The organism is Ramlibacter sp. (genome assembly GCF_013697775.1).
Classification (GTDB): domain Bacteria; phylum Pseudomonadota; class Gammaproteobacteria; order Burkholderiales; family Burkholderiaceae_C; genus Ramlibacter.
In genome coordinates, this window is sequence record NZ_JACCWG010000318.1 from 1 (window position 1) to 8,455 (window position 8,455).

Below are 8,455 nucleotides of genomic sequence, written 5' to 3' on the forward strand. Positions count from 1 at the left end.
GAAGCTCCTGCTGCGTCTGCCCATCCAGCTCAATCGACTTGGCGACCCGCATGGCATCACACCCCCTTGGCCATCGGAGTATGCCTTCGAGCGAAAGTTTAACTAATTCGCGCGCACTACACTAGAGGCTTGAATGCAGCAGGTTGATCATCGAGATGAAATCAAATACCGGCAGGCCCGAGCGGCGGCGAATCATTGCCGCATAGGGGGGCAGATCAGTGCATTCAAGAACGAACGCGCGAATACCAGGGTACGTCTCGAGCGCGCGAAGCACAGTACCCAAAATCTCCTGCTCGATCACCGCCAGATCGACTTCGGCATCGGGTTGCGCAAAAATCCGGTTCCATTCGCTGCATTGTTCCAGGCCGATGATGTGCAGGCCCTCGGTACGGCTGATCCCGACCGAAGACAAGTGTTCGGGCCGAAGAGCCTGCGTGTTGGCGGTGAGTACGCAGATTTCGCTTTTGGGTCCGTGGATTTGCTGCACCAGGGGCACCAGCAAAAGACTGGACGTAAAAACCGGTACGCCGACCGCTTCGGCGAGTTCTTGCTGGAAAATCGCGTTGAATCCGCAGCTGGTCGTGATTGCCTTGACGCCCTGCGCTGCCATTGTCCGGGCATCGGCGATCATCGTGCGAAGCACTGCCGGGTCGGGGTTCTCGAGGATGGTGTGAACGTTGGCACCATGCACCGGAACGAAGTGCACGGGGTAGTCATACGACGCAGGATTGGTGCTGTTGCCAACGAGGGTTTCAAGTTGCATGAGGCCCCTGGGAACCTGCCCTTTTTCCCAGCACAGGATTCCGATCTTCGCGACTCCAGTTGCACTCGTCATAAGACTCCTTCAGAACCGGTCGATCCGGTAAGGCGCCAAGTCGAAAGGGGCTGCATGGCCGCCGACCATGCCTGCAATCAACTGGGCCGTGATGGCGGACAAGGTCAGTCCCAGATGGCCGTGCCCGAAGGCGTAAAAAACATTGCTGCAGCGTGGTGACCGCGCAATCACAGGCAATGAATCGGGTGTCGAGGGACGATGGCCCATCCATTCGCGTTGAACAGTCTGCAAGCGGGTGCCGGGCAGCACGCTGTGGACAAAGGGCACGAGTGCGCGGATGCGCCGGAAGTCTGGCGCAGCCGTCAGGCCGGCCAATTCGTCGCCGCTGGCCAGGGAGATTCCGTCGTGCATGGGTGACAGGACACAGTCCTTTTCAGGAAAGCTCACGGGGCGGGAAAGCAGGGGCCCATCCGTCGAGCCCCATGAAATATGGTAGCCACGCTCGGTGTCAAGGCTCACGCGATCTCCGAGCTGGGAGGCGAATTGCTTGGACCAGGCGCCGGCCGCGATCACCACGGAATCGAAGCGGCGCACCGTCTGCTGGGTTCGCACGGAAACCCCGCCATCGCCGATCGGCCTGATGTCCTGCACGTCTTCTTGAGCGAACTGCGCGCGACGCTCAAGTGCCCCTTTGAAATACGCTTGTACCAAGCCCATGGGGTAGTTGACGAAGCCGCTCTCGGGCTGAAACAGGCCGCGGGTGTACGCCTCCTTGCTGAGGTTGGGCTCCAGGTCCGCGATCTCCCCGGCGCGCAAAGCGGAAAAGTTGACGCCGTGGCGCGTCATCAATTCGCGTTCCAGCGCGGTTTTGGAAAATGCCGCGTCCGAGCCGTAGACCTTCAGCCAGCCGACCGGCTGAATTCGGTCAAGGGCGTTGCTCAAGCGGGCCAAATCCTGGTGCGCGCGCATGGCGTTGGACACCAGCGGATGCAGCGCCGCCGCGATCGTCGCGACGCGCGCAGGGCGACTCGCCGCGATAAAACGAAAAAGCCAGGGAAGCACCTGAAAAGCATAGGCCGGCCGCAGAACAGCGGCCCCGTTGGAGTCCAGGAAATACGACGGCAGCGAGCGAATGACACCGGGTGTGGCCGTTGGCGTGACCGCCCCTGTCACGATGCCGCCGGCATTTCCGAAGCTGGTTCCCGCGCCCACGTCGCCGCGATCGATGACGGTCACCGCATGGCCCTCGGCGGCCAGTGCAAGGGCCGTCGCGGCTCCCACGATGCCGGCGCCCATCACGGCAACGGCGCGTGGGTGTTTGCTTTCAACTGTGTTCATGGGACCGGTGGATCTAGTGGTGAAGAATCTTTCCAAGGAATTCCCGCGTCCGATCGTTCTTCGGTGCCTGGAAGAAGATTTCGGGCTCGGCAACCTCGAGGATCGCGCCCTTGTCCATGAACACCACCCTGTCGGCAACCTTGCGCGCGAAGCCCATTTCATGCGTGACCACGATCATGGTCATGCCGTCTTTGGCCAGAGCGACCATGACGTCCAGAACTTCATTGATCATTTCGGGGTCCAGCGCCGAGGTCGGCTCGTCGAACAACATGATCTTCGGCTGCATGCAAAGGCTGCGAGCAATCGCGACCCGCTGCTGCTGTCCTCCTGACAGCTGATGAGGGTAGGCCTCGAACTTGTCGGCGAGGCCCACCTTTTCCAGCAACTGGCGGCCGCGGCTGATCGCCTCCTTCTTGGTCAGCTTGCGCACATGGATGGGCGCCAGCGTCACGTTTTCCAGCGCCGTCATGTGCGGGTAGAGATTGAATTGCTGAAAGACGAAGCCAAGCTCCATCCGCAGTTGCCGCAGCCCTGCCGCGTGGGTGACGGAAGCACCGTCCACGATCAGCTCGCCGTTCTGGAATTTCTCCAGGCCGTTGACACAGCGGATGAGGGTGCTTTTTCCAGAACCGCTTGGTCCGCACACGACCACCACCTCTCCCCTGGCCACATGCAGATTGATGTTTTGCAAAACGTGGTTCGTTCCGAACCATTTGTTGAGCGCGCTGAATTTGATCATGTGCCTATTTGCTTGGTTCTCGGCGTCCTTGCGGAACTGAAACTCAACGCTTCTCCTGTCGACGAGACAAATGGAGCAGGGGATAGCAGATCAGGAAATAGCCAATTCCCACAACGGCAAAGACGAGAAGGCCATTGGGAATGCTTTGCACGATCACCCAGCCGGATCGCGTGAGATCGAGAAGCCCCACCGCCGAGACCACCGACGAATCCTTGACCAGAAGAACGAACTGCCCCGCGAGAGACGGAATGATCATCCGGGTGGCCTGCGGCAGCACGACCAGCCGCATCTGCTGAAATCGCGTCAAGCCCGCGGATGCCGCCGCTTCCAGCTGCCCACGGGGGACCGCCCGGATGCCGGACGCCACGATTTCCGAAATGAAGCAGGCAGTGATATTGGAGAGCGCGACGGCGCCTGCGGTGAAGGAGTCGAGCTCGATACCCGCCTCAGGAAGGATGAAGAAGACGACGAACACCTGAACCAGGATGGGTGTGCCGCGAAAGATGTCGGTATAGGCGCCAATGGCAAAGCGCAGCGGTTTGTTTGCGCTGGCACGGCCTACGCCCAACAGGAATCCGGCAACGCTTCCTGCCACGATGCCGATGCAGGACAAGGCCAGCGTCATGCCGATCCCCTTCAGGATGACCGGGTAGTACTGGGCGACGCCGAGCAGTTGTTCAAGGAACAAGTTCATGGTGATTGCGCTCAGTGGGTGGCCAGTGGCCGGTACATGCGGTTCCAGGCCGCCGCCATCAATTTGAGTCCGAAGTAGATGATCAGGTAGCACGCTGCCGTGGTGACCAGGCCTTCTACTGGCATGAACCTGTCGTTCGCAAGGGTTTGACCGGCACGCGTAAGTTCCAGAACTGAAATGAGCGACAGCAGTGACGAGTCCTTGACAAGCACGATGGCCTGCCCGATCAGCGGCGACACCATGGGACGCACTGCTTGGGGAAGAACGATGAGGCGCATCTGCTGCCAATAGCTCATGCCCGAGCTGGTGCTGGCCTCGGTCTGCCCAGCCGGGATGGAGATGATTCCCGAGCGGATGATTTCGCTGACGTAAGCGCCGCTGTTGAGGGAAAGCGCAATGATGCCCACCAGGATTTCAGGCATCGTCAAGCCCAATCCCGGCAGTCCAAAATACAAGAAATAGAGTTGGGCTAGAAGTGGCGTTGCCCGGATCGCGTCCACATACGCGACGGCTGGCGCCCGAAGAAAACGCGATTGCTGCAAGCTCATCGCACAGGCCACGATGCCGATGACGAGCGCACCCGCAAACGCAGCCAGAGAAATCGACAGCGTGGAGACGAATCCCGTCCAAAAACTCGGGAGAGTCTCCACGATCACCCGGAAGTTCAAAGCCGAAAGCATGGGTCAGGCATCCTTGGGGGAACTCAGGCCCGCGGGTCGGCGGGGTGACAACGACGCCGACCCTCCGCGTGCATCAGATGCTCAGTGCTCTTCTTTCCATTGTGTGGAATTGACCCAGTAGTCCAGGTTCTTTTGCAGGCGGCCGTCCAGGGTTGTCTGGTCGATGAAAAGATTGACCCAGCTCAGGAGGTCCATCGAGTCATATCGAATGGCGTAGGCCAGCGATTCCTTGGCCAGCAATTCCGGCATGATCTTGAACGTTCCCTTGGGGTATCCCGCCGCCTGGCCGGTCACGGCGGTGTTGTCATTGACCAGGCAATCTGCCTGACCGTTTTTCACAGCGTCCAGCAGCAATGTGCCGCCGCCTTTGTAGCTCTTGACCTCGCCCTTCGGAAAGAGTGTCTTGGCGAGCTTTTCGCCAGTGCTGCCGAACAGCACGGCGATCTTCGCACCAGGCGCCTTGCAAGCAGCCGTCGAGCCGAATTTGCTGCCTTCCTTGGTCGCGACCACGGGGCCGACGAAAATCCACGGCTTCGTGAATGCCACTTTGGTCGCCCGCGCCAGGGTGGGCGTCATGTCGGCTGCCAGCAGGTCTGCCTTGCCGGAGATGAGGGCAGGCAAAAGCCCGTCCCAATCCAGGTCGAGAAAGACCACCTTGACCCCCATTTCCTGGGCCATCAATTTGGCAAGCTCCACGGAACTGCCAGTGCGCTCCCCTTTCTTGTCCACCATGGAGAACGGAGGGCCCTGCGTTTGAACCGCCACTCTCAGCTCGCCACGCTTGAGAATGTCATCGAGCGTGCCTGCGTGGGCGCTGGTCGATGCCCCGATGAATCCCGCGCAAGACAGCAGGACGGCGGGTAAAAGCTTTGACAGTTTCATGATTGTCTCCTCTGAGAATCTCCGCGAAGGAACATCCTTCACGAAAGAATTTCCGCGTCACCTCTGATCGACCCAGAAGGTTCGACAGGGTCGTCAGTCACGCCGTCCGGGCTTTTCTCCCAGCAACTGCGCGACAGGCTGACCCATTTGTTGTGCGACTTCATCACCACGAACGTTTCGCTGCGGCTGATCACGCCGGGAGCCGCGACCCTGGGCAGGAATTCGCTGGTAAAGCGGTAAAGGTCTTGAACGTCTCCCGCCACAAGCACCTCGACGATCAGGTCGAACCGTCCGGTGACGATGCTCACCGAAGAGACGAATGGAAGGTCCCCGATTTTCTTGATGAGATCGTCCAGATGTCCCTGCGCATTGGCGTTGATGCCCACGATGGCCCCGATCAGCTCGGGTCGCTCCGACAGGTTGAGCAATCCGACGATTTTCAGGGCACCCCTTTCGATCAACGACCGCAGGCGTGCCCGTACCGTGGGCGCACTCAATTGCATCTTGTCGGCCAGCTGGTTCACGCTGTCCTGCGCGTTGTCCGACAGCAGCTTGCTCAGGCGACGATCGGTGGCGTCGAAGAATTCGCGCATAAGCAAAAAAAATATGTGAAAATCTTCGTAAAAGAAAAACTCTGCACGAAAATATTCTACATAGATGATTTGTTGAAAATACGGGCGTTTACACCTATGCGACCCAATCGGAGGCGAGGACTCCTCAGATCAGAAGCCGCGCGACGCTGCTGCGCGCAGTCAATAAGCCGGCAGGAAGGACGTCGCGCAAAGACACGCGCAAAAGAAAATGCCTCAGGCGCTTGTGACGCCTGAGGCATTGATGGAACGAAATTTTTTGGTGCGGCTGGCAGGATTCGAACCCACGACCCCTTGGTTCGTAGCCAAGTACTCTATCCAACTGAGCTACAGCCGCGAAGCCTGCGATTGTATCACCACAAATTGGCGATCAGGCGCGGGGCCGGGTCGGCAGGCGCTTGGCGCCTTTCATCACCGCCGCCAGGTACGGCGCGGGCAGGCTGCTGCCGCTTGCCGATGCGCCTGCCGCGCCGGCCACCGCCAGCGGCGCGTTGTAGCGGTGCACGTCGCCCGTCATCGATGACGACAGTGCACCCTCGCCGCCCACGCGGAAGCGCGACACCATTTGCAGCAGCGCGCCGGCCTGCTCCTTCATCGATTCGGTGGCCGCGGCGGCCTCTTCCACCAGCGAGGCGTTCTGCTGCACCACGCGGTCCATCTGCAGCACCGAGCCGCTGACCTGGTTGATCTTGGAGCTCTGCTCCTGGCTGGCCGCGGCGATCTCGGCGATGAGGTCGCTCACCTTCTGCACCGAGAGAACGACGCCGACCATGGTGTGGCCGGCCGCGTCCACCTTGTCGGAGCCGGCCTGCACCTTCTGCGTGGAGTCGCCGATCAGCCCCTTGATTTCCTTGGCCGCCACCGTGGTGCGGTGCGCCAGGTTGCGCACCTCGGCTGCCACCACCGCGAAGCCGCGGCCCTGCTCGCCTGCACGCGCGGCTTCCACCGCGGCGTTCAGCGCCAGGATGTTGGTCTGGAACGCGATGCCGTCGATCACGCTGATGATGTCCGAGATTTTCTTGGACGCGTCCAGGATCTGGTCCATGGTGCTGACCACTTCGTCCACCACCTCGCCGCCGCGCTGCGCCGTGCTGGATGCCTCGGCCGCCAGCTTGCTGGCCTCGCGCGCGTTCTGCGCGTTGCGGGCCACGGTGGAGGTCAGCTCCTCCATGGAACTGGCCGTGTCCTGCAGCGTGCTGGCCTGTTCCTCGGTGCGCTGCGACAGGTCCAGGTTGCCCTGCGCGATCTGCGAACTGGTGTCGGCAACGGCATGCGCGCCGCGCGCCGTCTCGGCCACCATGGAGCGCAGGTTGACGATCATCTCGCGCATGGCGAACAGCAGGCTGTCGCGGTCGTCGTGCGCCAGCTGCACGTCCACCGCCAGGTCGCCGCCGGCCACGGTGCGCACCACCGAAGTGGCGTACGCCGGCTCGCCGCCCAGCTGCCGGCGCAGGGCGCCGGAGATCAGCAGCGCCACCGCCGACGCCGCCGCCACGCACAGCAACGCCGCTGCGATGAACGCCGCCACGCTGCTGCGGTAGGCGTCGGCCGACTCCTTGGCCATGCCGCGCGCGTCGTCCACCACGTAGTTGCCCAGCTTGGAGATGCCGGCGATGTAGGCCACCTGGGCCGGGCGCACCTTCACCAGCAGCGTGGCCTTGGCCTCGTCCATCTTGCCCGCCTGGGCCTGGCCGACGAATTCGGATTCGGCCTCGGCGTAGGCCTTGCGCGCGCGGTCGATGTCCTGCAGCAGCGCGCGGCCCTGGCCGGCGCCGGCCGCCATGTCCCGCATCTGCGTGTACAGCGCGGTCTGCTGGGCGCGGTTCTCGCCGATGGTGTCCAGCTCCTTCTTGATCTCCTGCGGATCGGCCAGCACGAACACCGCCTCCATGTGCCGCGCCGAGCGCAGCACCGCCGCTTCCCATTGCCCGGCCGCGATCACCTGCGGCACGCGGCTGTTGGCCAGCACCGAGACCTGGTTGTTCAGCGAGCGCAGGTTGACCAGCCCGAGCACCGCCACCGCGATCAGCAGCGCGATGACGAGGCCGAAGCCCGCCAGCAGGCGCGAGCGCACCGTCATCTTGTGGAACATCGAATTCGAAATCTGCATAGTCGTTTTCCTCTTGTCCTGTTCAGCTGCGCGACCGCTCGGCCGCCGCAGACAACTCCCGCAATCTTTTTGCCATGTGGTGCAAAGGCACGACCTCGTCGACCGCGCCCAGCGCGATCGCCTGGCGCGGCATGCCGAACACGGCGCAGCTGGCCTCGTCCTGCGCCAGGGTGCGCGCGCCGGCACGGCGCAGCGCCAGCATGGCCTCGGCGCCGTCGGCACCCATGCCGGTCAGCAGCACCGCGATGGCCCGTTCGCCCACCGCCTGCAGCAGCGAGCGAAACAAGGTGTCTACCGAAGGCCGGTGCCGGTTCACGGGCGGCGCGTCGGTCAGGCGCAGCACATAGCGCGCCGCGCGCCGCTCCAGCACCAGGTGCCGTCCGCCCGGCGCCACGTAGGCGCAGCCTTGCTGCGCCTCGTCGCCGTCCTCGGCCTGCTTGACGGTGATCTCGGTCAGCCCGTCCAGCCGGCGCGCGAACGCCTCGGTGAAGCCGGGCAGCATGTGCTGCGCGATCACGATCGGCGGCATCTCGCCGTCGAGTTCGCCCAGCATCAGCCGCAGCGCCTCCACGCCGCCGGTGGACGCGCCGATGCCGATCACGGTGGTGGGCGCGGGCCGCGCGCCGCGCAGCAGCGGGTGCGGCACG

9 protein-coding genes and 1 tRNA gene are annotated in these 8,455 nt (G+C 62.6%); all 10 read right to left on the minus strand.

All coding sequences use genetic code 11. The features are described from left to right. Positions 1-121 precede the first annotated feature (121 nt). Complete coding sequence (locus tag H0U68_RS16075) at positions 122-835, minus strand: aspartate/glutamate racemase family protein (protein ID WP_296357366.1); 714 nt, start codon at positions 833-835, stop codon at positions 122-124. 9 nt (positions 836-844) lie between these two features. After that, positions 845-2,113, minus strand: a complete 1,269-nt coding sequence (locus tag H0U68_RS16080; RefSeq protein WP_296357368.1) for an FAD-binding oxidoreductase — start codon at positions 2,111-2,113, stop codon at positions 845-847. Positions 2,114-2,126: 13 nt separating this feature from the next. Further along, positions 2,127-2,852, minus strand: coding sequence for an amino acid ABC transporter ATP-binding protein (locus tag H0U68_RS16085; RefSeq protein WP_296357369.1), 726 nt, complete (start codon positions 2,850-2,852; stop codon positions 2,127-2,129). 43 nt (positions 2,853-2,895) lie between these two features. Beyond that, on the minus strand, positions 2,896-3,546 hold the full coding sequence (locus H0U68_RS16090; protein ID WP_296357370.1) for an amino acid ABC transporter permease: 651 nt from the start codon (positions 3,544-3,546) through the stop codon (positions 2,896-2,898). Positions 3,547-3,557: 11 nt separating this feature from the next. After that, positions 3,558-4,226, minus strand: a complete 669-nt coding sequence (locus H0U68_RS16095) for an amino acid ABC transporter permease (RefSeq protein WP_296357372.1) — start codon at positions 4,224-4,226, stop codon at positions 3,558-3,560. 81 nt (positions 4,227-4,307) lie between these two features. Beyond that, positions 4,308-5,108, minus strand: a complete 801-nt coding sequence (locus H0U68_RS16100) for an ABC transporter substrate-binding protein (RefSeq protein ID WP_296357374.1) — start codon at positions 5,106-5,108, stop codon at positions 4,308-4,310. A gap of 38 nt (positions 5,109-5,146) precedes the next feature. Next, positions 5,147-5,701 carry an Lrp/AsnC family transcriptional regulator gene (locus H0U68_RS16105; protein WP_296357376.1) on the minus strand — a complete coding sequence of 185 codons (555 nt, stop codon included), beginning with the start codon at positions 5,699-5,701 and terminating at the stop codon, positions 5,147-5,149. Between the two features lie 257 nt (positions 5,702-5,958). Beyond that, positions 5,959-6,035, minus strand: a tRNA-Arg gene (locus H0U68_RS16110). A gap of 33 nt (positions 6,036-6,068) precedes the next feature. Beyond that, positions 6,069-7,808, minus strand: coding sequence for a methyl-accepting chemotaxis protein (locus tag H0U68_RS16115; RefSeq protein WP_296357378.1), 1,740 nt, complete (start codon positions 7,806-7,808; stop codon positions 6,069-6,071). Between the two features lie 22 nt (positions 7,809-7,830). After that, on the minus strand, positions 7,831-8,455 hold a 625-nt coding region (locus tag H0U68_RS16120; RefSeq protein ID WP_296357380.1), incomplete at its 5' end, for a CheB methylesterase domain-containing protein.

Excerpts from the sequence above, each read along its gene's own strand:
- H0U68_RS16100 (WP_296357374.1), bottom strand. The coding sequence starts at position 5,108 with ATGAAACTGTCAAAGCTTTTACCCGCCGTCCTGCTGTCTTGCGCGGGA.
- H0U68_RS16075 (WP_296357366.1), bottom strand. The coding sequence starts at position 835 with ATGACGAGTGCAACTGGAGTCGCGAAGATCGGAATCCTGTGCTGGGAA.
- H0U68_RS16115 (WP_296357378.1), bottom strand. The coding sequence starts at position 7,808 with ATGCAGATTTCGAATTCGATGTTCCACAAGATGACGGTGCGCTCGCGC.
- H0U68_RS16085 (WP_296357369.1), bottom strand. The coding sequence starts at position 2,852 with ATGATCAAATTCAGCGCGCTCAACAAATGGTTCGGAACGAACCACGTT.
- H0U68_RS16105 (WP_296357376.1), bottom strand. The coding sequence starts at position 5,701 with ATGCGCGAATTCTTCGACGCCACCGATCGTCGCCTGAGCAAGCTGCTG.
- H0U68_RS16090 (WP_296357370.1), bottom strand. The coding sequence starts at position 3,546 with ATGAACTTGTTCCTTGAACAACTGCTCGGCGTCGCCCAGTACTACCCG.
- H0U68_RS16095 (WP_296357372.1), bottom strand. The coding sequence starts at position 4,226 with ATGCTTTCGGCTTTGAACTTCCGGGTGATCGTGGAGACTCTCCCGAGT.
- H0U68_RS16080 (WP_296357368.1), bottom strand. The coding sequence starts at position 2,113 with ATGAACACAGTTGAAAGCAAACACCCACGCGCCGTTGCCGTGATGGGC.